27 protein-coding genes and 1 tRNA gene are annotated in these 25,023 nt (G+C 55.2%); 1 reads left to right on the top strand and 27 read right to left on the bottom strand.

Annotated features, from left to right (window positions below; all coding sequences use genetic code 11):
* Positions 1-10: 10 nt before the first annotated feature.
* From ACYCZJ_RS08610 to tpiA, 27 genes are all read right to left on the bottom strand, one after another.
* Complete coding sequence (locus ACYCZJ_RS08610) at positions 11-457, bottom strand: hypothetical protein (protein ID WP_461553822.1); 447 nt, start codon at positions 455-457, stop codon at positions 11-13.
* On the bottom strand, positions 438-1,259 hold the full coding sequence (locus ACYCZJ_RS08615) for a prepilin-type N-terminal cleavage/methylation domain-containing protein (RefSeq protein ID WP_461553823.1): 822 nt from the start codon (positions 1,257-1,259) through the stop codon (positions 438-440). Before ACYCZJ_RS08615 ends, ACYCZJ_RS08610 begins: the two co-directional genes overlap by 20 nt.
* A 16-nt stretch (positions 1,260-1,275) precedes the next feature.
* Positions 1,276-1,842 (bottom strand): type II secretion system protein, encoded by a 567-nt coding sequence (locus ACYCZJ_RS08620; RefSeq protein ID WP_461553824.1) that lies wholly within the window; start codon positions 1,840-1,842, stop codon positions 1,276-1,278.
* Entirely contained in the window at positions 1,829-2,287 is a 459-nt protein-coding gene (locus ACYCZJ_RS08625) for a prepilin-type N-terminal cleavage/methylation domain-containing protein (RefSeq protein ID WP_461553825.1), read from the bottom strand. The genes ACYCZJ_RS08620 and ACYCZJ_RS08625 overlap by 14 nt, the downstream gene beginning before the upstream one ends.
* Before the next feature lie 313 nt (positions 2,288-2,600).
* Positions 2,601-2,984 carry a type IV pilin protein gene (locus tag ACYCZJ_RS08630; protein ID WP_461553826.1) on the bottom strand — a complete coding sequence of 128 codons (384 nt, stop codon included), beginning with the start codon at positions 2,982-2,984 and terminating at the stop codon, positions 2,601-2,603.
* A 79-nt stretch (positions 2,985-3,063) separates the two neighbouring features.
* Positions 3,064-3,552 (bottom strand): type IV pilin protein, encoded by a 489-nt coding sequence (locus tag ACYCZJ_RS08635; RefSeq protein ID WP_461553827.1) that lies wholly within the window; start codon positions 3,550-3,552, stop codon positions 3,064-3,066.
* Positions 3,553-3,633: 81 nt separating this feature from the next.
* The gene (locus ACYCZJ_RS08640; RefSeq protein ID WP_461553828.1) at positions 3,634-4,194 is read right to left on the bottom strand and encodes a prepilin-type N-terminal cleavage/methylation domain-containing protein; all 561 of its coding nucleotides are present in this window, start codon (positions 4,192-4,194) and stop codon (positions 3,634-3,636) included.
* A complete protein-coding gene (locus ACYCZJ_RS08645) occupies positions 4,191-5,420 on the bottom strand; it encodes a type II secretion system F family protein (RefSeq protein WP_461553829.1) in 1,230 nt (409 codons plus the stop codon). The genes ACYCZJ_RS08640 and ACYCZJ_RS08645 overlap by 4 nt, the downstream gene beginning before the upstream one ends.
* A gap of 2 nt (positions 5,421-5,422) precedes the next feature.
* The gene (locus tag ACYCZJ_RS08650; protein WP_461553830.1) at positions 5,423-7,126 is read right to left on the bottom strand and encodes a GspE/PulE family protein; all 1,704 of its coding nucleotides are present in this window, start codon (positions 7,124-7,126) and stop codon (positions 5,423-5,425) included.
* A 107-nt stretch (positions 7,127-7,233) separates the two neighbouring features.
* Positions 7,234-7,527, bottom strand: coding sequence for a DUF2818 family protein (locus ACYCZJ_RS08655; RefSeq protein ID WP_461553831.1), 294 nt, complete (start codon positions 7,525-7,527; stop codon positions 7,234-7,236).
* The gene (gene nuoN, locus ACYCZJ_RS08660) at positions 7,524-8,969 is read right to left on the bottom strand and encodes an NADH-quinone oxidoreductase subunit NuoN (RefSeq protein WP_461553832.1); all 1,446 of its coding nucleotides are present in this window, start codon (positions 8,967-8,969) and stop codon (positions 7,524-7,526) included. Before nuoN ends, ACYCZJ_RS08655 begins: the two co-directional genes overlap by 4 nt.
* Positions 8,970-8,991: 22 nt before the next feature.
* A complete protein-coding gene (locus ACYCZJ_RS08665) occupies positions 8,992-10,479 on the bottom strand; it encodes an NADH-quinone oxidoreductase subunit M (protein ID WP_461553833.1) in 1,488 nt (495 codons plus the stop codon).
* Between the two features lie 40 nt (positions 10,480-10,519).
* On the bottom strand, positions 10,520-12,520 hold the full coding sequence (nuoL, locus tag ACYCZJ_RS08670; protein ID WP_461553834.1) for an NADH-quinone oxidoreductase subunit L: 2,001 nt from the start codon (positions 12,518-12,520) through the stop codon (positions 10,520-10,522).
* A gap of 33 nt (positions 12,521-12,553) precedes the next feature.
* Positions 12,554-12,859: an NADH-quinone oxidoreductase subunit NuoK gene (nuoK, locus tag ACYCZJ_RS08675; protein WP_124703479.1), complete on the bottom strand. Its 306-nt coding sequence runs from the start codon at positions 12,857-12,859 to the stop codon at positions 12,554-12,556.
* A gap of 44 nt (positions 12,860-12,903) precedes the next feature.
* Entirely contained in the window at positions 12,904-13,539 is a 636-nt protein-coding gene (locus ACYCZJ_RS08680) for an NADH-quinone oxidoreductase subunit J (protein WP_461553835.1), read from the bottom strand.
* A 27-nt stretch (positions 13,540-13,566) separates the two neighbouring features.
* A complete protein-coding gene (gene nuoI / locus ACYCZJ_RS08685; protein WP_461553836.1) occupies positions 13,567-14,055 on the bottom strand; it encodes an NADH-quinone oxidoreductase subunit NuoI in 489 nt (162 codons plus the stop codon).
* 22 nt (positions 14,056-14,077) lie between these two features.
* Complete coding sequence (gene nuoH, locus ACYCZJ_RS08690) at positions 14,078-15,106, bottom strand: NADH-quinone oxidoreductase subunit NuoH (protein ID WP_461553837.1); 1,029 nt, start codon at positions 15,104-15,106, stop codon at positions 14,078-14,080.
* Position 15,107: 1 nt separating this feature from the next.
* The gene (gene nuoG, locus ACYCZJ_RS08695; RefSeq protein ID WP_461553866.1) at positions 15,108-17,462 is read right to left on the bottom strand and encodes an NADH-quinone oxidoreductase subunit NuoG; all 2,355 of its coding nucleotides are present in this window, start codon (positions 17,460-17,462) and stop codon (positions 15,108-15,110) included.
* A gap of 24 nt (positions 17,463-17,486) precedes the next feature.
* Complete coding sequence (nuoF, locus tag ACYCZJ_RS08700) at positions 17,487-18,761, bottom strand: NADH-quinone oxidoreductase subunit NuoF (protein ID WP_461553838.1); 1,275 nt, start codon at positions 18,759-18,761, stop codon at positions 17,487-17,489.
* A 1-nt stretch (position 18,762) separates the two neighbouring features.
* The gene (gene nuoE, locus ACYCZJ_RS08705) at positions 18,763-19,236 is read right to left on the bottom strand and encodes an NADH-quinone oxidoreductase subunit NuoE (protein WP_461553839.1); all 474 of its coding nucleotides are present in this window, start codon (positions 19,234-19,236) and stop codon (positions 18,763-18,765) included.
* Positions 19,236-20,489: an NADH-quinone oxidoreductase subunit D gene (locus tag ACYCZJ_RS08710; protein WP_461553840.1), complete on the bottom strand. Its 1,254-nt coding sequence runs from the start codon at positions 20,487-20,489 to the stop codon at positions 19,236-19,238. Before ACYCZJ_RS08710 ends, nuoE begins: the two co-directional genes overlap by 1 nt.
* On the bottom strand, positions 20,489-21,088 hold the full coding sequence (locus ACYCZJ_RS08715) for an NADH-quinone oxidoreductase subunit C (RefSeq protein WP_461553841.1): 600 nt from the start codon (positions 21,086-21,088) through the stop codon (positions 20,489-20,491). The genes ACYCZJ_RS08710 and ACYCZJ_RS08715 overlap by 1 nt, the downstream gene beginning before the upstream one ends.
* An 18-nt stretch (positions 21,089-21,106) precedes the next feature.
* Positions 21,107-21,583: a NuoB/complex I 20 kDa subunit family protein gene (locus tag ACYCZJ_RS08720; RefSeq protein WP_124703488.1), complete on the bottom strand. Its 477-nt coding sequence runs from the start codon at positions 21,581-21,583 to the stop codon at positions 21,107-21,109.
* Entirely contained in the window at positions 21,574-21,930 is a 357-nt protein-coding gene (locus ACYCZJ_RS08725) for an NADH-quinone oxidoreductase subunit A (protein ID WP_461553842.1), read from the bottom strand. Before ACYCZJ_RS08725 ends, ACYCZJ_RS08720 begins: the two co-directional genes overlap by 10 nt.
* A 165-nt stretch (positions 21,931-22,095) precedes the next feature.
* Positions 22,096-22,181: transfer RNA gene (locus ACYCZJ_RS08730), tRNA-Leu, on the bottom strand.
* A gap of 47 nt (positions 22,182-22,228) precedes the next feature.
* Entirely contained in the window at positions 22,229-22,603 is a 375-nt protein-coding gene (gene secG / locus ACYCZJ_RS08735) for a preprotein translocase subunit SecG (RefSeq protein WP_461553843.1), read from the bottom strand.
* 10 nt (positions 22,604-22,613) lie between these two features.
* A complete protein-coding gene (tpiA, locus tag ACYCZJ_RS08740) occupies positions 22,614-23,369 on the bottom strand; it encodes a triose-phosphate isomerase (RefSeq protein WP_461553844.1) in 756 nt (251 codons plus the stop codon).
* A 686-nt stretch (positions 23,370-24,055) separates the two neighbouring features.
* Between tpiA and pstC the strand changes: the two genes are divergently transcribed.
* Positions 24,056-25,018, top strand: coding sequence for a phosphate ABC transporter permease subunit PstC (gene pstC, locus ACYCZJ_RS08745; protein ID WP_461553845.1), 963 nt, complete (start codon positions 24,056-24,058; stop codon positions 25,016-25,018).
* The last annotated feature ends 5 nt before the right edge of the window (positions 25,019-25,023 follow it).

The following is a 25,023-nucleotide window of genomic DNA, read 5'->3' on the forward strand; positions in this document are numbered from 1 at the left end:
GCCTGCATGGTTATTTACCCAGCGTTGCTTGCAATTGCCGTTCCACATAAGTTGCGCTGCCCAGCGTCCCCTGGCTTGCGGTGGAAATGATCTGATACATGTTCACCGTGTTGCCGCCTTCCGTAGTGGAAGGGAACGAATTGCACTGCACTACGATACTGAACCCGGCCTGCGTCCCGCCAGCTGTTAACGTTGTGCTGGGTGAACAAGTTGAATTGCGCAGCGCTTGATAGGCGCCCCACTCGATACCGGTACGCGCTGCCTGATAGGCGCGCGTGCCTTGCACATCCTGAGCAGAAGTAATGTGCTGCACACTGGAGAAAGTCAGCATGAATGCACCCAGTGCTGCCAGCACGACCACCAGAAAAATTGCCGCCACGATGGCAAAGCCGCGCTGGGCTTGTCCGGCACGCTGGATGACGTTCGATATATTGCGCTCAGGGAACATTGCTGACATGCACCTCGTAATACAAGCTCACGCTTTCGTTGCTTTGGGTGACCTGCAGCCAGGCCGAAACCAGACCCGCACGCTGGGTAATCACCTGCGGATCGTAGGTAAAGTTGCACCCGCTTACATTCTTGGCTAGCAACGCACTCGGCGTACCGGAAGGAAAGCTGGTGGGCTGACTGGTCTGGATGGAATAATTCCAGTAACGGGTGAGCGTCCCGGTGCCGTTGCCACTGGCGTCCGTCCCCACTCCGGCGCAGACGTAGGAGACCGGGTAGGAAATAATCTGGAAACGATTGGCGGGTGAAGCGAACGGAAACTGGAAGGAATTGATCGTGACCGTATTGCCTCCGGCGGTCATCGGGCTGGTATTGACGGCAGGTTGTTGATAGGCGTCTGCACCCGGTATACCCAGGTTATACACAGCGACCAGGTTCATTTCGCCTGGCACCTTGGCCACCGGCGGGCCCAGCACATCAAAGGTCGTCGTAGGCTGGGTGAAATCCAGCACATTGCCGCCGCCGCTATTATCCACCGCGGCGCGATAACGCCCGCCGCCGCTGGTTTGCAGAAACTCCAGATAATTGCCTCCGCTCACGCGCACGCTGTTCGGCAACGCCAGATGCAGGTCGCGCGAGATGCGGCGCTGGGCCGTATCCGTAATATCGGTCAGTTCGGCACGCCGCGCCGAGTCGAAATAGCCCTGCACCGGCGCGCGGATGAACACCGCCACCATCCCGGCGATGATGCCGGTGATGGTGATCACGATTATCGCCTCGATCAGGGTGAATCCGCGTTGGGTTTTGGTCATGGCTGTCATCATTTCGTCATGGCACCGCATTCGGCGCATAGCGGAAACGATAGCCGGTAAGAGAGATATCCGTGTTGCCGGAAACCACCCGTACATCGATTTTCAACACGTCGTTAGGATTGGTCACGGAAGGAAAGCTGGAGCCCACCTGTGTGATACTGACACTTGCCGTGTAGGCACCCAGCCCGGTAATCGGACTACCGGTAATATCCACAATGGGTGACATGGAGAAGTTCGTGTAATCGGATACGTTGTTGGCATTGCGCGGGCTGTTTACCCGCGCCGTTGCTGGCAGCGTATCCTCCGAGCCACCTACACCACCGGTACAGCCACTCGCACTGCTCGCGGTCAGCGCCAGCGGATCAGTGGGAAAGCAGTAGGTAAACGGCTGCAACTCGATCTCTTCCAGCAAGGCCTCGGCTATCGCCAGCGCCTGCTTGCGCACCATCGGGTCGGCACTATGCTGCGTGGTGATATTCATCACCGACAATACCCCCGCCACCGCGACGCCGACGATGATGATGAACATCACCAGTTCGATCAGCGATAAACCTGCCTGCCGGGTACGGTTAGGGGTGAACATAACCGGTGTCCTGCTCGATAAAAATGCTACCCGTTGCACCGGCCACCTGTATGGATGACGGTGGCGAAATGGCCTGCCCGAGCGCATTAAACTGGAAATTGGTCGGTGTAGCGGCAAAAGCCACACTACCGCGCGCTGTGATCTTGAAAGGGCTGGTGCCAGTCGGCCCAGCCAAATCCCGGTCGCAAGTCGATGAATCCGGGAACGAAGCCATGGTGAGAATAACGGTGCTTGGACTGAAGGCCACGCACACCGTGCGGCGCTGGGCAATCGCGGCTTTCTGGGCATAGCGCAATGCGGCCAACGTCTCATCATTGAACCCGCGGCTGTCAAAAGTTTGGCGATCAAAAAAACGCGGGATGGCCGCCACGGCGAGTATGCCGATGATGACCATGACTACAATGAGCTCGATGAGGGTAAAACCGGAAACTGATTTGACGGACATACGGAGACCGGTTTGCCGGGGCAATGATTTAAGTTGCATCAGCATATCAGCCCATCAATCCCATCGCTGCCTGTCCCGGAGAAAGCGTTGACCAGCTAAAACGTGTAGGGCGCATTAGCCCTAAGGGCATAATGCGCCGGTACTTTGGTGAGAGTATTTGTGTATAGCTCCCATGCGGCGCAATACGCTACGCTATTGCGCCCTACGCGTGCTATACGCAGCGAAATATGCACAGGATAAACTTGCACTTCCGAATCTTCGCCCACCACATACGGGGGATAAATTCTTGCGAATCTATCCCCCGTTCCCTACATTAAATACCGATAATGTTTACAGTTGCAGTAGCGCCACCATTAGTTTGGGTCACCGTGCAGCTATTGTTACCTGCTACCAACGTGGTCGCATTCAGCGTATATCCGTTAGGAATACCATCTTGCAGTATTGCAGTAGCAGCCGTGCTGCAAGTAAGTCCGACAGTGGCCGTAGTTTGTGCGTTTGCGCTATTTGCGCTACGCGCGGCATAATTGATAGCACTGGCTGAAGCTATCGCGCCAACCACCCCCTGAAGAGCCGCAGCATTTGCATCAGCACTCATATTGATAAATTTTGGCAGCGCCACTGCTGAGAGAATCCCCAAAATCACGATCACTACCACCAGTTCGATCAAGGTGAAACCTGCCTGTACTTTACGCATCATTCAACTCCTTCAATTTTTGAATAAAAATGTTCCTGAATACAACTGAGCAATTAACGTGCCTGCGGATAAATCATGTTTATTAACAGCCACCAGTCGCCGGGGTAATGATAGGAGCCACCGGGCCTGTGGTTGCAGCGGTATAGGAAATACTGCAACTAGCCGGCGTGGTGGCGCCGTTGATCGTGACCACTATCGGATTGGTAGCAGTAGCGCCCGGCGTAATGGTTACCGCATCGTTAGTCGCATCCAATTGGGCCGCCGCAATAATGCCCGCTGTCGTTGCCGCCGGATATTGGTTGACCATATTAATGTTGAGACCATCCATGTTGGCCGTACCCGCGGTGGCTGTACACGTAGGAGCAGCATTCGTGGCCAGATCCACCATGCAACTGGCGCGAGCCAGTGCGGAAGCCGCTCTGATCGATCCGTAAATCGCCTGTGCCTTGGCGATACGCGCCTGGGTCTGCAGGTTGATGTAGCGCGGCAACGCCGTCGCCGCCAGAATCCCGATAATGGCGATGACGACGACCAGCTCGATTAAGGTAAAACCGCGATTGCTTTTACTCATTTTTCTGCCCTCCGTGTCCCGCCATTCAAATAGCGGTGAAATAATTTCGTGGTTACCGATCAGCACAAACCATGCCAATAATTAGTGTTCATTCTGCGGAACTACCTTGATCAGGGTGACCCCTTGTACTTTGGCCACGGAGCCTGCGCTAGCAGGGGGGCTTACCATCCCGGCAACCCGGAAACGAAGCGCCGCTGCGTGGGCAGGGTCCGTGGTAAAAATACCATTGCGACCTGGCTTATAGATTAGCTCGTGTCGCCGCGTATCAAAATACCAAGCATTGCGGGGAATTGCGTGCTGTTCCGGGTTTTGAAATGCCCCGATATAATTAGGTGGTGGTGCCGCGAGCCATTTTATGGGGTTTTCATTTAGCAGACCAGCCATTTTGTCGGCTTTTCCCTCTATCATCAGTTCCGCCACTTGCCAGCGCAGTCCGCTACGCATGTTGATGACAGTCATCTCCATGGAAGTTTTTTCTGCCAGTGCCTGATAACCCAGAAATCGATCATAGAGCAGCAGAGACAACACGCTGACCAGCAAAATGATGCCCAGCAGTTCGAACAGGGTGAAACCGGCCTGCCTTTTCATAACCAAAACAACTGACGCGGGGCGGCAGAATATGCCACGCCGTACGGTTTTCATTTATGCAGCGCGACCTTGCCGAGGTCCCAGATCGGCAGGAATACGCCCAGGGCCAGGATCAGAACGATGATACCCAGGCCCACGATCAGGATGGGTTCAATTTGCGACGACAGGGTTTTGAGCTCGTAATCCACCTCGCGCTCGTACATTTCGGCAATTTCTTCCATCAGGCTGTCGAGCTCGCCGGTTTCTTCGCCCACGGCCACCATTTGCAATACCACCGGCGTAAACACGCCGGCCGTGACGGCGGTGCGCAGGATGCTTTCGCCCCGCTCGATACCATCGCGCATCTGGGTGACCCGGCTGGCGATATAGGCGTTGTCGACTGTTTGCGCCACCACATTCAGGCCCTGCACGATGGGCACACCGCTCTTGCTGGCCAGCGCGAAACTGCGCGCGAAACGCGCCAGCGCGCCTTTCAGCAGTATCTTGCCTACAATCGGGAAGCGCAGCTTGAGTTTGTCCCAGCGGTAGCGGCCATTGACCGTAGCGATATAAGACTTGAATGCAAATCCGGCCCCAATCAGCATCAAGAGCATCAAGGGCCAGTACTTGACCATGAAATTGGAAAAGCCGATGAGTATCTGCGTCATCAGCGGCAGCTCGGCATTGAACCCGGCGTACACCTTGGCAAATGCCGGAATCACGAACAGGTTGATCACGGTAATCGCCACCGCCATGGCGATCACCACGAACATCGGGTAACGCAAGGCTGAACGTACCCGCTCGCTCATCAAGCGCTCGAATTCCAGATGATCGAACAAGCGCAGGAATATTTCTTCCAGACGTCCGGTCATTTCACCGACGCGTACCATGCTCAGATAAAAAGGCGAGAACACGTCCGTATGACGGCGCATGGCGGCAGAAAGCTCGCGGCCTGAATCCAGTGATTCGCGGATATCGCCCAGCACGCGTCCAAACGATTTGTTGATGGCGGATTCCTGCAGGCCTGCCAGTCCGCGCATGATGGGCACGCCGGCCTTGAGCAGGGTATACAGCTGGCGGCTAAATAACTGGACATCGATGGGGCGAATTTTTTCTTCGGTCAAACGCTCCCACCATCCACCTTCGCTACGCAAGGCCGGTTTTTTGGTCTCCGCGATTTCGAGCGGGGTGATGCCGGTATTGAAAAGCTGCTCTGCCACGGCACTGCTATCCGGGCTTTCCAGCACCCCCTTTACCAGTTCACCATGTGCATTGCGGGCTTTATAGGCGAAAAATGGCATGTTTAATCGTCGAACTGATTGCTGATGCGCATGGCTTCGGAAACGGTACTTCTCCCTGCGCCGGCCAGTGCCACAGCATGCCTGCGCAACGTCTGACCGGCCATTTGCGCCTGCGCTGCCTTCATGAAGTGTGCGTGGTCCTGATGGTTGGCGGCATCGGCCACGGCCTCCGTCATTTCCAGCATTTCATACACACCTGTGCGGCCACGGTAACCGGTACCACTGCAATGCGAGCAGCCACGCCCATGCAAAAACCGGTGACTATCGACCGCATCGCCCAATTCTGCCTTCAGCCATTCACGCTCGGTGGGTTTCAGCTGGTAAGGCTCGGCACAGCTCTCGCAAATAACCCGCACCAGACGTTGCGCCAATACGACCTGAATGGATGTGGCAACCATATAGCGCGGCACGCCCATATCCAGCAATCGAATCGGCGTGCTTGCCGCATCGTTGGTATGCAGTGTGGATAACACCAGGTGGCCGGTCATGGCTGCGCGCATACCGATCTGGGCAGTGTCCTGGTCGCGCATTTCGCCAACCAGAACGACATCCGGATCCTGACGCAATGCGGAGCGCAGCACGCGCGAAAAGGTGAGCTCGATTTTATCGTTGACCTGCACCTGGTTGATGCCGGGAAGACGATACTCGACCGGGTCTTCAACAGTAATCAGTTTTCTTTCCAGCGTATTCAGTTCTGCCAATGCGCCATACAGCGTAGTGGTTTTTCCGCTTCCGGTCGGTCCGGTCACCAGCACCAATCCGTTTGGACGGCGCAGAATGGCGCGAAATTTTTCCAGCATATTGCCGGGCATGCCGATGGTATCCAGCTTGAGTGTCGTACCGCCCTGGTTCAGCAGGCGCATGACCACTGATTCGCCATACTGCGTAGGCATGGTAGAGATACGCACGTCGATCTGCTGCTGCTTGACCTTGATGGCAAACCGGCCATCCTGGGGCAGGCGTTTTTCCGAGATATCCAGACCTGACATCAACTTGAGCCGCAGGGCCAGTGCCGAGGCAATCTTGATATCGGATTCGGTTTGCAAATGCAGCACACCGTCGATGCGGAAGCGAATCTGCAGGCTGCCTTCCTGCGGCTCGATATGGATGTCGGATGCCCTGACCTGCGTCGCATCATCGAACACCGATTGCAGCAGCTTGACCACCGGCGCCTCTTCGAGCCCGGCGGTTGCCCCCAGCGTACCGAAATCCACATAGCTGTCGCCCAGATCCTGTTCCAGCTCGCGGGCGAAGTCGGTGATCTCCTCTGTCTTGCGATAAATGCGATCGATGGTTTGCAGCAGCTCACCTTCGTTCACCACGGCGAGCTCGATATTTCTTTTCACGAAACGGGCAATTTCGTCATAAGCGAACAGATCGGTGGGATCTGCCATACCGAACAGCAGCGCGGTGCCGTGGTCTTCGAGAGCAATGGCGCGAAAACGCCGCGCCTGCGTTTCCGGCAATAAACGCACCGTATCCGGATTGAAGTTGTAGTACTTGAGATCGATGTAGGGAATGTTGAGCTGTTTGGCCAGCGCACCGGAAATCTGGTCTTCGGTGACGAAGCCGTTTTCGACAAAAAAACGACCGAGCTTGCGCCCGCTACGCTTCTGCTCGGTCAGTGCTAACTGGAGTTGTTCTTCAGAAAGCAGCTTTTGCTGAACCAAAAGTTCGCCCAGTCGAACCTTTTCCGGCCTAGCCATAGCGCTCCTTTATTGTCTGCTTATTGATGGTAAAACCAAATAACGGCCAGGAACGGGATTACTAAAGCAATAAGCCTGCCCGATTATTCAGGCGTCGCTTGATTCTGTTAACGCCGCCACAAGTAGCGGTAAACAAATCCGGGATAGGCCATGACCAGAAACAGGCAGGCAGTGACCACATAAAACTCCCAGTTCTGGTGTTGTACAGGCCCCAGTTTACGCTGCAGCAGGAAACCCACGCCACCCACCACAAAATACAGCATGATCAATTCCATCAAACGCCAGCCCAGCGCCTTGTGTTTATCCTTGGCGGGGACGATGAAAAATATACGCTCGATCAGAAATGGCAGGTTGGCGGCGACCAGCGCCGTCAACAGCAAGGCAATAACAGGTGTATTCATAGTGATTTACCAATTGCATACGCACACAACGCCATCAGCGGTTGCGGCAGGATACCGAGTGCCAGCATCCCCAAACCATTGGCACTCATTAATATACGCATGTCACTTTGCGGCGTGATCGGGGTCATATCATGCGGCTTGTCGAAATACATGAGTTTGACTACGCGCAAATAATAAAATGCGCCGATCAGTGAAAAAATAACGGCGGCCACGGCCAGCCAGGTGTAACCGGCATGAATCACCGCCTGCAACACCGACAATTTGGCATAGAAGCCAATCGTAGGCGGAATGCCGGCCAGCGAGAACATGAAGAGCAGCAGCATGAACGCAAACCACGGGCTACGCTGATTGAGGCCTTTCAGATCATCCAGGTTTTCGGCCTCGAAGCCTTTGCGCGACAGCAGCAGGATCATGCCGAAGGAGCCCAGCCCCATGAGGACATAACTGATCATATAGAACATGGCCGAGGTGTAGCCATTGATATCGGCAGCCAGCAAGCCGAGCAGCAGGAAGCCCATGTGCGCGATGGTTGAATAGGCCAGCATGCGCTTGAAGTTAGTCTGCGCAATGGCCGCTATATTACCCACTGCCATGGACAATACTGCCATGATCACCAGCATGGATTGCCAGTCGGGTGATAACGGCTGCAATCCTTGCGCCAGGATACGCAGTACAAAACCCAGCGCGGCTATTTTGCTGGCCGTACCAATGAACAGTGTCACCGCTGTTGGAGCACCCTGATATACATCGGGGATCCACATATGGAACGGTGCGACGCCCAACTTGAACGCCAGCCCGGCAACCACGAATACTAGACCGAATACCAGTACGGTATTGCTGCCCAACCCCTGTTGCAATACCGCAGCGACCTTGGCGATCTCCAGACTGCCTGTGGCCCCATACAGCATGGACATGCCATACAGCAGCATGCCCGAAGCCAGTGCGCCAAGCACAAAGTATTTCATCGCCGCCTCAGCCGCCACGGCCGAGTCACGCTGCAGCGCAACCAGCGCATACAGCGACAGACTCAGCAGTTCCAGCCCCATGTACAAAGTCAGGAAATGACTGGCGGAAATCATCACCATCATGCCCAGTGTGGCGAACAGCATCAGCACGAAGAATTCACCCTGGAACATGCCGCGCACCCGGATATATTCGCGCGAGTAAACCATGGTCACCGCCACGCTGAAATACACCACGAGTTTCAGCACATCGCCCAGCATATCGCTGACAAACATGCCATGCATGGCGTACACCACACTGCCACTTGCACCGGTAAATGTCAGCCAGCCGCAGCCCAGCAATGCCGCCAGGCTGAGAATATACGTAATGTAACGTTGTTCATCGCTGAGAAACAGGTCAAAAATCAGAATGAAAGAAACAGCCGCCAGCAGAAAGATTTCCGGCAGTAACGGCATCAAATCGGTGAGTGCAAAATTCATCCGTAGTCCTTATCAATACAGCTTAGGGCAGTTTGCTCTGCGCCACATGGGCGAGCAGGTTGTTCACCGAGGTGTGCATGACATCGGTAACCGGCTTGGGGTAGACACCCATCGCCAGCACCGCCACTGCAAGCACAGCCAAAAAGCTGAATTCGCGTGGGCTGATGTCCTGCAAGTCTTCAACGTGCGGGTTGGTGATATTCCCGAACACCACGCGCTTGTACATCCACAAGGTGTAAGCCGCACCGGTAATCAGCGTGGTCGCGGCCAGGAAGGCGTACCAGAAATTCACCTTGATGGCGCTCAGGATGACCATGAATTCACCAATGAAACCACTGGTGCCGGGCAAGCCGGCATTGGACATCGCAAACAGCATGAAGAACGCGGCAAATATCGGCATTTTCCTGGCCAGTCCGCCGTAATCGCTGATCTGACGCGAGTGCAGGCGATCGTACATCACGCCCACGCACAGAAACATCGCCGCCGAAACAAAGCCGTGTGAAACCATCTGCACCAGCCCGCCTTCCATGCCAAGGGCATCGAACATGAAAAAACCCAGGGTAACGAAACCCATGTGCGCGATGGAGGAATAGGCGATCAGCTTTTTCATGTCGCTCTGCGCCAGCGCAACAAAGCTGATATACACCACCGCGATCAATGAAATGGTGATAATGAAGCCGGACAGATAATGACTGGCATCCGGCGCAATGGGCAGATTGAAGCGCAGAAAACCATAGGCGCCGATTTTCAGCGTAATCGCAGCCAGTACTACTGAACCGCCAGTCGGCGCTTCGACGTGAGCATCCGGCAGCCAGGTATGCACCGGCCACATCGGTACTTTTACCGCGAACGACAGGAAGAACGCAATGAAGATCAGTATCTGCGCGGTCATGCCGATGGGCAGACGCTGATAATCAAGTATTTCGAAGCTGCCACCGGACTGGAAATACAGGTAAATAAACGCCACCAGCATCAACAGCGAGCCCATCAGGGTATACAGGAAGAATTTGAGCGCGGCGTACACCCGGTTTGGCCCGCCCCACACCCCGATGATAAGAAACATGGGGATCAGCATGGCCTCAAAAAACACATAGAACAGCATCGCATCCATCGCCGCGAACACCCCGTTGATGAGGCCTGACATGATCAAAAAGGCTGCCATGTATTGCGCAGTCTTGACCTGGATGACTTTCCAGCCAGCGATCACCACCAGCACGGTGGTGAAACTATTGAGCAGGACAAAAGGCATGGCGATGCCGTCTACGCCAAGATGGTAGTGAATATTGAATGCCGGAATCCAGCGTGCCAGTTCGGTGAACTGCATGCCGGCCGAGAGCGGGTCAAACTGGGTATAGAGCGGCAGTGTCACAGCAAAACCCAGGACAGCCCCCAGCAAGGCAATCCAGCGCGCCAATGGTGCATTGCGATCGGACCCGGTGGCGAGCACCAGCACACCGGCCATGATCGGCACCCATATGGACAGACTCAGTAGTGGGTATCCAGCTAGCATAAATTCCCTATTCTCTTGTATTTATTCATCGCCCGATGCATCAGGCGGCACGTACAAACCAGGTAAGCAGCGCAAATACGCCAATAATCATCGCAAAGGCGTAATGGTAAATATAACCGGACTGAAACTTGCGGATCACCCGTGAAAGCCATCCCACCACTCGCGCTGCGCCATTGACGAAAAAACCATCGATCACTTTTACATCACCATAGCGCCACAACAGATTCCCAAGCCTGCGGGCACCACCCGCAAAGAACCAGTCGTTGAAGATATCAAAGCCGTATTTATTTTCCATAATTGTGTAAATCAGGCTGAAACGCTGTTTGATTGCCGCCGGAATATCCGGACGTTTCATATAGAAGAACCAGGATACGGCCACGCCTGCAACCGCCAGCCACAGTGGCAAGGACGTCAGTGAATGCAAAGCCATGGCACCCGCGCCGTGAAACTCATGCGCCAGTTCTTCCATGGCCGGATGCAAGGTGCTATTGATGAAAATAGCACCCTTGAAATAGTCACCAAACAACATCGGCTGAATTGTGAAATACCCGATAACCAGAGACGGTATGGCCAGCATGATCAATGGCACGGTCACCACCCAGGGGGATTCGTGCGGTTTTCCGCCATGACCATGACCGTGGTCATCGTGACCATGTGCGTGGTCGGCATGCATGGGGAAACGCTCCTTGCCGTGGAAAACCAGGAAATACAGCCGGAACGAATAGAAGGCGGTGACGAATACGCTCGCCACGACGGCGAAATAGGCGAAGCTGGAACCTGGCAGATGCGATAATCCCACCGCCTCGATGATACTGTCCTTGGAATAAAAGCCCGACAGGAATGGCGTGCCGATCAGCGCCAGCGAACCAACCAGAAAGGTAATCCAGGTAATCGGCATGTACTTGCGCAAACCACCCATGTTACGAATGTCCTGGTCGTGATGCATACCCATGATGACCGAACCGGCTGCCAGGAACAGCAGCGCCTTGAAAAATGCGTGTGTCATCAAGTGAAACACGGCTACAGAATAGGCCGATGCGCCCAGTGCGACTGTCATGTAACCAAGCTGGGACAAGGTGGAATATGCTATTACACGCTTGATGTCGTTCTGGATCATACCCAGGAAACCCATGAACAGCGCGGTAATCGCGCCGATCACCATCACTACGGAAAGCGCGGTCTGCGACAGTTCGAATAAAGGTGACATACGCGCCACCATGAAAATGCCCGCCGTCACCATGGTGGCTGCGTGAATCAGTGCGGAAATCGGCGTAGGGCCTTCCATCGAATCGGGCAGCCATACATGCAGCGGGAACTGCGCCGATTTGCCCATCGCGCCGATAAACAGCAGGATGCAGATCAACGTCAATAACGACCATTCCTGTCCCGGGATAATGCTGATCGTGTGGCTTGCCATACTCGGTGCCTGAGCAAATACCGAGGCGTAATCGAGCGTACCAAAATAGGCCAGCACCAGGCCGATGCCCAGCAGGAAACCGAAATCGCCGACGCGGTTGACCAGAAAAGCTTTCAGGTTGGCATAGATCGCCGTGGGCTTGGTATGCCAGAAGCCAATCAACAGATACGAGACCAGACCCACCGCCTCCCACCCGAAGAACAGCTGAAGGAAGTTATTTGCCATTACCAGCATCAGCATGGCAAACGTAAACAACGAAATGTAGCTGAAGAAACGCTGATATCCCGGATCGTCCTTCATGTAGCCGATGGTGTAAATATGCACCATCAGCGAAACAAAGGTCACCACCAGCATCATCATGGTGGTCAGCGGGTCAATCAGGAAACCGATCTCGAAACGTATGTTGCCACTGGTCATCCAGGTATAAACAGTACCGTTGAATATATGCCCGGCCTGCACATCCTGAAAAATTATCCAGGAAACCCAGCACGCCACCGCCACACCGGCAATGGTGACCAGATGTGACAAGGTACGGCCGATAGCCCAGCCGAACAGACCCGTAATAATCGAGCCCAGCAGCGGCGCCATCGGCACCAGGAGATAAAGTTTTTGCATTTCCGTCATGGTTATTTCCCGTCGGGTTCGCCTCGGCGCCCGTTAGCCTTTCAGATGATCCAGATCGTCCACGTTGATGGTGTGCAGGTTACGGAACAGCACCACCAGAATGGCCAGGCCAATAGCGGATTCCGCCGCTGCCACGGTAAGAATGAAGAACACGAAAATTTGTCCTGCCGTATCGCCCATGTAGTGCGAAAAAGCGATGAAATTCATGTTCACTGCCAACAACATGAGTTCGATCGCCATGAGCAGGATGATGACGTTCTTGCGATTCAAAAATATGCCCAATATGCTGATGGCGAACAATATCGCGCCTAGCACCAGGTAATGCGAAAGTGACAACACGGGTATCCCCCTATGATTGCGGTGCCAGCAATGACGCTGGCGAATTATTTTTCAGGCTGCGAAATCTTTTCAGTCGATACTGCTTTTTCAGATGCCATGGAAACCATGCGAACACGATCTGCACGCTTGATTTTTACCTGCTGCGCCGGATCCTGATATTTGGTGTGCTTGCGGCGGCGCATGGTAAGCGCAATGGCGGCAACAATCGCCACCAGCAGAATCACCGCTGCCAGCTCAAACGGATACACGTATTGGGTATATAGCAGGCGTCCCAGTTCCTTGGTATTGCTGTAATTGGCAGCATGCGCAAGCGGCGCCGGAACGGCGCTCAGCCCGAACTGTTTGCCACCCAGCACGACGGCCATTTCCAGCACCATCAGCGTCGCCACAATACCGGCCAGCGGCAGGTAATCCCAGAAACCTTCGCGCAGCTTGTCCAGGTTGATATCGAGCATCATCACCACGAACAGGAACAGCACCATCACCGCACCCACATAGACCAGCACCAGGGTGATGGCGAGAAACTCCGCCTCAAGCATCAGCCATAATCCGGCAGCGGTAAAAAATGCCAGCACCAGGAACAGCGCCGCGTGTACCGGATTGCGTGCGGTGATGACGCGCATTCCGGCAAACAGCAATATCGCCGCGAAAAAGTAAAAAACTGCAGTTTCAAAATTCATACTGATCCACTCGATTCTTGAACAGCATTAACGGTATGGCGCATCTGCTGCGCGGGCTGCGGCAATTTGCGCTTCGTGCTTGTCGCCTACGGCGAGCAGCATGTCCTTGGTGTAATAGAGATCGCCGCGTTTCTCTCCGTGGTATTCGAGAATGTGTGTTTCCACAATCGAGTCCACCGGACAGGATTCTTCACAGAAACCGCAGAAAATGCACTTGGTCAGATCGATGTCATAGCGCGTCGTGCGGCGCGTGCCGTCGTCGCGCTTTTCCGACTCAATGGTGATGGCCAGCGCCGGGCATACCGCTTCGCACAATTTACAGGCAATGCAGCGTTCCTCGCCATTCGGATAGCGGCGCAACGCATGCAGGCCACGAAAGCGCGGCGACATCGGCGTTTTTTCTTCGGGGAACTGCACCGTAATCTTGCGCGCGAACAGATGCCGCCCGGTCAGGGCCATGCCGCGCAACAGCTCGGTGAGCAACATGCTCGAAAAGAAGTGTTTAATCGCTTTCATCAAATTACTCCATCATTCCACATTAGTGGAACAGGTAACCGTAGCGGGTTTGCATCATGCCCCCCACGAACAGCAGCCAGATCAGGGTGACTGGAATAAACACCTTCCAGCCCAGGCGCATGATCTGATCGTAGCGATAGCGCGGAAATGTGGCCCGGAACCACAGGAACAGGAACAGCACAAAACCCACTTTCAGCATCAGCCAGACGAAGGCCGGGATCCAGGTGAACGGCGCTATGTCAAACAGCGGATTCCAGCCTCCCAGGAACATCAACGCAACCAGCGTTGCGATCAAAATCATGTTGGCATATTCCGCCAGGAAAAATACCGCGAACGCCATGCCGGAATATTCCACATGAAAGCCGGCCACGATCTCGGATTCACCTTCAGCCACGTCAAACGGGGCGCGGTTGGTTTCCGCCACGCCGGCAATCAGGTACACAATGAACATCGGGAACAGCGGTAGCCAGTACCAGCTGAACACCCCGCCTGCCTGTCCCTTCACGATATCGATCAGATTCAGGCTTTGCGAAGCCATCAACACACCCACCAGCGCAAAGCCCATGGCGATTTCGTAAGACACGATTTGCGCGGCGGAACGCAGGCTGCCGAGGAATGCGTATTTTGAGTTGGATGCCCAACCCGCAATGATGACGCCGTACACACCCATGGAAGTGATCGCCATGATGTAGAGCAGGCCCGCGTCCACGTTGGCCAGTACCAGTTCCGGGGTGAACGGAATCACCGCCCAGGCAGCCAGCGCCGGGGCAATCGTCAGCACCGGCGCCAGCACGAACAGAAACTTGTTGGAGCCGCTGGGGATGATGATTTCCTTCATCATCAGCTTGAGTCCGTCGGCGATCGGTTGCAGCAGGCCCTTGAAGCCAACCCGGTTGGGGCCGATGCGCACCTGCATATAACCGATCACCTTGCGCTCGGCGTAGGTGAGGTAAGCCACTGCAATCATCAACGGGCCGACAATGGCAACAATCTTGGCCAGCGACCATACTGCTGGCCAGGTGAATCCAAACAGGTTTTGCAAGAATTCCATGTTATGCACGCTCCACGGAGACTTCACCCAGCATCGCGCCCAACGTGGCAGTCAGCGGGTGCGCGGCAGCCAGCCGCACACACTGATCCGGCAGTCTGTCATCTGCCAGGGCCCGCACCACAGCTCGCGCTTCACCCTGACGCACCGTCACCATGGCGCCATCGGCAAGGCCCAGGCGCGCCAGCAAGGCGGAATGCATGGACGCATTAGGCAATGCTGCGGCGCGCGTGCCATGCAGCGAAGCAGCACGGCGCACAATCGCATCGGCCTGGTACATGGGCACTTCGCCCACGCGAGTCAATGTGCCGGTAATGGCGGCCGATTGCAGTACCGGTCCGGACAAGCGGTTATTGAGCGCGCCCGCGGCCAGACCACTGCCGCCCAGCGCATCCTGACGCACGGCTTCACTGGTATCGTAGTCGAAACCTTTTACGCCAAGCATGGTGCCCAGCACGCGCAACACCTTCCATGCCGGGCGCGTTTCACCTAGCGGTTTGACCGTGCCGTTGAAGCTTTGCACGCGACCTTCAGTGCTGATGAAAGTACCTGAAGTTTCACTGAACGGTGCAATGGGCAACAACACATCTGCGTATTCCAGCGCGCTGTGTTTGTAAGCGCTCATCGCCACCACCATGTCAGCCGACTGTAATGCGCGCATGGCTGCGGCCGGATCATTGCAATCCAGCTCCGGCTCAGCACCCAGCAACAGATAAGCCTTGCGCGGTGTCGCCATCATGGCGGCCGCATTCATGCCTGCCTTCAGACCGGATTTGGATGGCACCGCGCCGGCAATGTAAGCGCCCACGCTATTGGCTGACTCGCCCAGACAACCGAAATTTGCTCCGGCAAGCCCTGCGATTACTTCGGCCAGTGAGTGCAGGTCGGCATACTGAGGATGGTGCTGCGCCAGATTGCCGAGGAATACCGCACGCCGCTCGGCACCTGTGAGGCTGGCAGCGATGGCCCGTGCCGCAGCGCCGACCGTGACATCCGCCAACACCGCCTTGATGGCTGCAGGCAATTCGGTCTGCCTGGTCTCAGCCAATGCCAGCGCAATTTGCGCAAGGGTATTGACCATGGCTTGCGGAGCGACAATGGCTTTATTGGCAAGCTTGGTGAGCAGATCATCGTCCACCGGATTCACCAGATTGAGTTGCGCACCGTGCTTCACGGCCTGACGCAAACGATGCGCGAGCAGGGGATGGTCATTGCGCAGCGTGCTGCCTATCACCAGTACCCGCTGCAGCCTGCTGATATCGGCAACCGCCATGCCCAGCCAGGGTGCGCCTTGCAGGCTGGCATCCAGCCTGAAATCGGCCTGTGCCAGACGGCTATCCACGTTACCGGTACCCAGGCCGCGCATCAGCTTTTGCAGCAGGTAGAGTTCTTCAACGGTCTGGTGCGACGTAGCCAGCGCGCCGATGCTGTCGGCACCATGTTGCTCGCGAATCTGCTTGAGGCCGTTGGCGACATATTCCAGTGCCGTCTGCCAATCCACTTCCAGCCATTTGCCATCCTGCTTGAGCATCGGACGGCTAAGGCGCTGTTCGGAATTCAGGCCTTCGTATGCGAAGCGATCCTTGTCGGACAGCCAGCATTCGTTGACCGCCTCGTTTTCCAATGGCAGTACCCGCATTACGCGGCTATCTTTAACTTGCACAATCAGATTGCTGCCCAGGCCATCGTGCGGGCTCACCGATTTGCGCCGCGACAGCTCCCAGCTGCGCGCGGTATAACGGAACGGCTTGCTGGTCAACGCGCCCACCGGGCACAGGTCGATGATGTTGCCGGACAGTTCGGAATCGATGGTCTTGCTGATGAACGGCATGATCTCGGAATGTTCGCCACGACCCACCTGCCCCATCTCCATGATGCCGGCGATTTCCTGGCCGAAACGCACGCAGCGCGTGCAGTGGATGCAGCGCGTCATGTCGGTGGCAACCAGCGGACCCAGATCTTTTTCCTTAACCACGCGCTTGGCTTCCTGGTAGCGCGAACTGCTGCCGCCGTAGCCAACTGCCAGATCCTGCAAGCTGCATTCGCCGCCCTGGTCGCAAATCGGGCAATCCAGCGGATGGTTGATCAGCAGGAATTCCATCACGCCCTTCTGCGCCTTGACAGCATAGTCGGATTTGGTGAACACCTTCATTCCATCGGTAACCGGTGTGGCGCAAGCCGGTAGCGGCTTGGCTGCCTTCTCCACCTGCACCAGACACATGCGGCAATTGGCCGCGATGGAAAGCTTTTTGTGATAGCAGAAATGCGGAATATAAATCCCGATCTGTGCTGCGGCCTCCATAATGGTGCCGCCCGCCGTCATCTGTATCTTGTTGCCGTCAATTTCGATCTCTAGCATCTGCTTCACCTAAACCTGCTTCACCTAAACCATGCATTTGCCATGTTCGATATGGTGCTCGAACTCGTGGCGATAGTGTTTGAGCATTGCCTGCACCGGCATCGCTGCCGCATCTCCCAGACCGCAGATGGTACGGCCGCCGATGTTGTGAGCGACATCGCTCAACAAATCGAGGTCTTCCGGCCTGCCTTGACCATGCTCGATGCGGTGAATCACCCGATACAGCCAGCCGGTGCCCTCGCGGCACGGGGTGCACTGTCCGCAGGATTCTTCAAAATAAAAATAGGATAAGCGTTCCAGTGCTTTCACCATGCACACCGTCTCGTCCATGATAATGACCGAGCCTGCACCCAGCGCCGAACCGGCTTTGGCGATGGAGTCGTAATCCATGGTGCACTGCATCATGATCTCGGCGGGCAGCACCGGGGTGGAAGAACCACCGGGAATGCAGGCCTTGAAGGTGTGTCCATCCCGAATGCCGCCTGCCATTTCCAGCAGCTCGGCAAAAGGCATCCCCATCGGCACTTCAAAATTTCCGGGGCGATTCACATGCCCGGATACCGAGAAGAGTTTGGTGCCGCCGTTATTGGGCTTGCCCAGTTCCAGAAATTTCTGCCCCCCTTCTCGAATGATGTAGGGGATGCTGGCGAAAGTTTCCGTGTTGTTGATCGTGGTGGGCTTGCCGTACAGGCCGAAACTGGCCGGAAACGGCGGCTTGAAACGCGGCTGACCCTTCTTGCCCTCGATGGATTCGAGCAGCGCGGTTTCCTCGCCGCAAATATAGGCGCCATAGCCATGGTGGTTGAACAGGTGAAAACTGAAGTCCGTGCCACAAATGTTGTCGCCCAGGAAGCCGGCTGCCCTTGCTTCTTCAAGCGCTGCTTCCATGCGTTCGTAGGTTTCCCATATTTCGCCGTGGATATAGTTGTAACCGCGCCTGGTACCCAGGGTATAGGCGGCGATCGCCATCCCTTCGATCAGCGCATGCGGGTTCAACAACATGATGTCGCGATCCTTGAATGTACCCGGTTCGCCCTCGTCGGAATTGCACACCAGATATTTGTCGCCATCAAAATGGCGCGGCATGAAGCTCCATTTCAACCCGGTTGGGAAGCCTGCACCGCCACGACCGCGCAAGGCCGATTTTTTTACCTCGGCAATGATGGTCTCGGCCGAGGTTTTTTCGCTGAGAATTTTGCGCAATGCGGCATAACCGCCGTTGGCCACATAGGTGGACAGCTTCCATGACTCAGGAAGATGTACCGTATTGAATATGACTTCGCCGCCTTTGATCACCATGTTATTTCAGCTCTTCGAGGATGCTGTCCACTTTCTCGGGCGTGAGAAAGCCTTCCATGCGGTGGTTGTTGATCATGCACAGCGGCGCATCGCCGCAGGCACCCATGCATTCACCCTCTTTCAGGGTAAAGCGGTTGTCTTCGGAAGTTTCGCCAAAACCGCATCCCAGCTTCTCTTTCAAGTGCTCGGCAATTTCAGGCGCCCCCATCAGCGCGCAGGAGATGTTGGTGCACAGGGTGATCTTGTGCCGGCCCACAGGAGCCGTGTTGTACATGTTGTAGAACGTCGCCACTTCATAGACTGCGATGGTCGGCATACCCAGATAGTCAGCAACAAAATTCATGGTTTCGGTGGACAGCCAGCCTTTTTCCACCTGGGCAATACGGAGCGCCGACATGACCGCGGACTGGCGCTGATTAGCCGGGTATTTGGCAATTTCGTAATCAATCCGGGCGAGGGAATCTGGGTTCAGCATTATCGGTCAATCTCCCCAAACACTATGTCTTGCGTGCCAATAATGGCAACCACGTCGGCAATCATATGGCCGCGTACCATCTCATCCAGAGCCGCCAGATGCGGGTAACCCGGCGCGCGGATTTTCAGGCGGTAAGGTTTGTTTGCGCCGTCTGACACCAGATAAATGCCGAACTCGCCCTTGGGGTGTTCAACTGCCGCGTAAGCCTCGCCCTCCGGCACATGCATGCCCTCGGTGAACAGCTTGAAATGATGGATCAACTCTTCCATGTTCTGTTTCATGTCCACTCGCGACGGCGGCGCCACTTTGTGATTGTCGGTGATCACCGGGCCGGGATTCTTGCGCAACCAGTCCACACATTGCTTGACGATACGGTTGCTTTGCCGCATTTCTTCCATGCGCACCAGATAGCGGTCGTAGCAGTCGCCATTCACCCCCACCGGGATGTCGAATTCCATGCGGTCGTAGACTTCGTAGGGCTGTTTCCTGCGCAGGTCCCACTCTATCCCCGAGCCGCGCAGCATGGGGCCGCTGAAACCCAGCGCCAGCGCGCGTTCCGGAGATACCACGCCGATGCCGACGGTACGCTGCTTCCAGATACGATTGTCGGTAAGCAGGGTTTCGTATTCGTCCACATAGGTCGGGAAACGCCGGGCGAAGTCTTCGATGAAGTCGAGTACGGAGCCCTGACGGTTGGTATTCATGTCGCGAATCGCGGCAGCATTGTGAATCTTGGACGCCTGGTACTGCGGCATCGTGTCGGGCAGATCGCGGTAAACGCCGCCGGGACGATAATAGGCCGCATGCATACGCGCGCCCGACACGGCTTCGTACACATCCATCAAATCTTCGCGTTCGCGAAATGCATACAGGAACACGGTCATTGCGCCGATATCCAGCGCATGCGCGCCCAGCCACAGCAGGTGGTTGAGAATGCGGGTGAGTTCGTCGAACAACACGCGGATATATTGCGCACGTTCCGGCACGGCAATGCCCATCAGCTTTTCGATGGCCATGACATAAGCGTGCTCGTTGCTCATCATGGACACATAGTCCAGGCGATCCATATATGGCAACGACTGGATGAAGGTCTTGTGCTCGGCGAGTTTTTCGGTAGCGCGATGCAGCAGCCCGATATGCGGATCGGCACGTTCAATCACCTCGCCATCCAACTCGAGCACCAGACGCAGCACGCCGTGCGCCGCCGGGTGCTGCGGCCCGAAGTTCATGGTGTAATTTCTGATTTCAGCCATCAGGCGCGCTCTCCGTAGTTCTCTTCACGCACAATGCGGGGCGTTACCTCGCGCGGGTCTATGCTCACCGGCTGGTAAATCACGCGCTGCTGTTCCGGGTCGTAACGCATTTCCACATTGCCGGACAGCGGAAAATCCTTGCGGAACGGGTGGCCTACAAATCCATAGTCGGTCAGAATACGGCGCAGGTCCGGGTGACCGTCGAATACAATTCCGAACAGGTCGAACGCCTCGCGCTCGAACCAGTTGGCGGCAGGCCATACCTTGACCAGGGAAGGCACTACCGGGAAATCATCCTCGCTTGCAAACGCGCGCACACGCACACGCCGATTCTTGCTGATGGAGAGCAGGTGATACACCACGGCATAACGCTGCCCTTCCCAGGCACCCTCCCGATAGGCGGAATAATCCATTCCGCACAGGTCGATCAATTGCTCAAAACGCAGACCGGCATGGTCGCGCAGCGTCGTCATCACTTCGGTAAGGTCGCGTGCGCGCACTTCGATGGTCAGTTCGCCCAGCGCATCCCGCTGCCGAACGAGCTTGGTGCCCAATGCAGTGATCAGGGTAACGGACAGGCTTTCCAGCGACGGATTCATGGTTTCTCGCTCTACCGGTTAACGCGCGATGGTGTTGGTGCGCTTGATTTTGTTCTGCAACTGGATAATGCCGTAAAGCAGCGCTTCGGCAGTCGGCGGACAGCCCGGCACATACACATCCACCGGTACGATGCGGTCGCAACCGCGTACCACGGAGTACGAGTAGTGATAATAGCCGCCCCCATTGGCGCAGGACCCCATGGAAATCACCCAGCGCGGCTCGGCCATCTGGTCATACACTTTGCGCAGCGCCGGCGCCATTTTGTTGCACAGTGTACCCGCCACAATCATGACGTCGGACTGGCGTGGACTGGGGCGAAACACAATACCAAAACGATCCAGGTCATAGCGCGATGCGCCGGCCTGCATCATTTCCACAGCACAGCATGCCAGACCAAAGGTCATCGGCCACAGCGAACCGGTACGAGTCCAGTTAATCAGCTTGTCGGCCGTGGTGGTGACGAAGCCTTTCTCCAAAACGCCTTCTATTCCCATTCCAGCGCCCCTTTCATCCACTCGTACACAAAGCCAACGACAAGAATTCCCAGGAAAATCACCATGGCAAGAAAACCGAACATACCGATTTCCTCGAGCACGATCGCCCACGGAAACAGGAAGGCGATTTCCAGATCAAACAAAATGAACAGGATGGCAACAAGATAATAACGCACGTCGAATTTCATGCGCGCATCCTCGAATGCCTCAAAGCCACACTCGTATGGCGAAAGTTTTTCACTGTCCGGATGATTGGGCGCCAGTAGCCAGCCAATGACCATCGGCCCTACGCCTACGGCGAGCCCAATCAACACGAACAATAAAACAGGAAAATAATTTGCTAGCATGCATCCGCTCCAAAGCCGTACGCAACCCTACCCAGGAAGCGTGCACAGCGTTTCAGTTTAGTAGCGCGAAAAGCGTCGTGTCAAGCTGAAAAAATAATTGTTTTACTCAAAACAATCAATAAGTTATGCAATCACCAAAGCTGATTGCCTCATAACCCGAATTTATGGTGCCGACGGCGAGACTCGAACTCGCACAGCTTTACGCCACTACCCCCTCAAGATAGCGTGTCTACCAATTTCACCACGTCGGCGTATTGACAGGACGGATTGATAATCCGCCCCAATGGCGGCTCCCGTATTACTTGGGAATTTCCCCGGCTTTTGACCCGGTATTGCCTGGAACTACATTACCTGCAGGCTGGGCTGGTGTTGGTACACTAGCGGGCGCCACAGGTTGAACTTGTGTTTTTTGCTGACCCTGCATTACGCCAACCGCTTTGGTTTGATGACCCGAAAGATAGGTCAGAGTCAGACTTGTCAGAAAAAAAACCGTTGCGAGGACGGCCGTGGCGTGACTCAAAAAATTGGCCGAGCCGGTGGAACCAAACAGGCTACCCGAAGCGCCACTGCCAAATGCGGCGCCCATATCGGCGCCTTTCCCCTGCTGTAACAGCACCAGCACAATCACTGACACTGCTGCCAGCACATGAAAAACCAAAATTGCTGTTTCCAAATCGATATCCTTAGCTTTGAGCTGCCCGGCAAATGGCAATGAATTCATCTGCAACCAGCGACGCGCCGCCTATCAAGCCACCATCAATATCCGGCTGAGCAAACAATTCTGCCGCATTGGCGGCTTTTACGCTACCACCATATTGAATCACCAGAGATGCCGCTATATTTTTATCCAATGCTGCCAACTTGCCACGAATAAAGGCATGTACGGCTTGCGCTTGCTGCGGGCTGGCCGTCTTGCCCGTACCGATCGCCCATACCGGCTCATAGGCCACGACCGCACGCCCTATGCCCGCAATACCGGAAACCGCCAGAACCGCATCCAGCTGGCGGCCAATAACCGCTTCGGTCACACCTGCCTCGCGCTGTTCCAGCGTTTCTCCCACACACAGGATCGGTATCAAACCGGCGGCCTGCGCAGCGGCAAATTTCGCCGCAACGGTCGCATCATCCTCGCCATACAACGCACGTCGCTCAGAGTGGCCAACGATGACATAGGTGCAACCGAAATCCTGCAACATCGCGGTGGAAACCTCGCCAGTATATGCTCCCTTCATGTGGTTGCTCACACTTTGAGCACCCCATGCCAGCGCACTGCCCGACAATATCGATTGCACCTGTGCCAGATACGGGAAAGGCGCACAAACTATGCAGCCCATCGCACGCTCTTGCCCCAATTCAAGCAGCAGCGCATCCAGCAATGTTTTGTTCTCAACCAGACTACCGTGCATTTTCCAGTTGCCTGCGACCAGTTTTTTGCGCATCGCCTATTCCGACCCATAGAAAGCCGCAAATAGTACACACAACACCAAGGGCTGGTCAATATTTTACCGGGCATTCCCTGTTTGATTTAACCGTACTGTCATAATTCTGTAACATTGGAACCTTACTATCAATGCCGCAATCTGGAGATTGGCATAAAGCAGCTATCGAGGTTTACAGAACTCCGATCAATCACCCGGCTATGCATACTGACCGATTACCGATGCCAAATTCACTCTGACCCACAGGTGCAGTGCACCCAGCGATCACCACTAGCGATGCTGGTTTTTTTGATTGGCGCACGTCAATGATGTTGATATAACGCCTTGTATTGGATTAGGTTACGCGCCGGGCAGCGTGACAAAAATCATCAACGATACAGGAGAACCAGAATCCCGAATCGGAAATACGAACTTCCAAGCCATGCCAGCTTTGCTGTCATTGGTCAGTAGAAATAGTGCCGGCATACCTCTGTATACTGGAGAGTTTTAATCAACAAACCATAAGATCGCGGTAAAATCCCTGCGAAAATACTGCTCACGCGAGGACGGGGTCGCAACGCTTTGCACTATCTGCATGACATACAAATTAAAGTTTTCCGGAAAGATGACCCTCTGATGAAGTGTGCGCTCTATCAAAATCAGCATATTTGCGAAACCAGCACCGGTCTCAATATGGTACGAATCACATGAGCAACCCGTTATCCACCCATCGCACACGCCGCTTCATGTGGCAGGACAAACTATTCCGTAACGCCACACGAATTTTTGCATTTATTGTGCTGGCCTTGCTGATTGGCATCCTGGCTTCTTTAGTCATGGGCAGCATGCCCGCCATTCGCGCATTTGGCATTGGATTTCTGACGGACAGCTCATGGAACCCGGTTACCGAAAAATTCGGGGCACTGGTACCCATCTATGGCACCTTGGCCACATCCGTTATCGCATTATTGATTGGCGTACCTCTCAGCTTCGGAATTGCTGTGTTTCTGACTGAACTTTCGCCAAAATGGCTGAAGCGCCCATTGGGTATTGCAATTGAATTACTGGCAGGCGTGCCCAGCATTATTTACGGCATGTGGGGGCTGTTCGTATTCGCTCCCTTGTTCGCTGAACATGTCCAACCCTGGCTGATTGACAAGCTGGGCCCGTTGCCCATATTCGGACCGCTGTTTCAGGGGGCACCGATGGGTATCGGCATGCTGACTGCCAGTTTGATTCTGGCCTTGATGGTGGTACCGTTTATTGCTTCCGTCATGCGCGACGTATTTGAAATCGTGCCGCCCTTGCTCAAGGAATCGGCATACGGCCTGGGCGCAACCACTTGGGAAGTGGTGTGGAATATTGTTCTTCCATATACCAAAATCGGCGTCGTTGGCAGCATCATGCTCGGGCTCGGACGCGCTCTGGGCGAAACCATGGCCATCACATTCGTGATAGGGAATGCGCATCAGCTCAGCACATCACTGATGATGCCCGGCAACACGATATCCTCTGCGCTGGCCAACGAATTTACCGAGGCCGATGGCAAACTATATACTTCGGCCCTGATCGAACTCGGGCTCATCCTCTTCTTCATCACCTTTATTGTGTTGGCCTTGTCCAAACTGCTACTGCTGCAATTGGGCAAGCACGAAGGCAAGAAAAGCTAGGAGCT

This window comes from Sulfuriferula sp. (assembly GCF_054605375.1).